This is a genomic window from Aeromonas diversa CDC 2478-85, assembly GCF_000819805.1.
GTDB classification, from domain to species: domain Bacteria; phylum Pseudomonadota; class Gammaproteobacteria; order Enterobacterales; family Aeromonadaceae; genus Aeromonas; species Aeromonas diversa.
This window is the reverse complement of sequence record NZ_CDCE01000011.1, coordinates 1-249: the sequence shown is the minus strand read 5'-3', so window position 1 is coordinate 249 and position 249 is coordinate 1.

The following is a 249-nucleotide window of genomic DNA, read 5'->3' as shown; positions in this document are numbered from 1 at the left end:
GAAAATCATCATTAAATCATGGCGTTACATGCTTGCTTATCGTGCTGGGCGTATTCGCTTGACTTCTTCTTTTTGCGCTGTTGTTACTGCTGCGTAAAAAAACAGCGTTCAGAGCAGTCTTGAAAAGTGTCGCCACAGCACGCCTGCGTGAACAGTTCAGAAATCAGCATGAGGCCGTCACTATGCTGAGTGGGTAGTAGTGGGCAGCTCTCGCTTATCCATTCCATCTGGCAAGGCTACCGCCCCTGA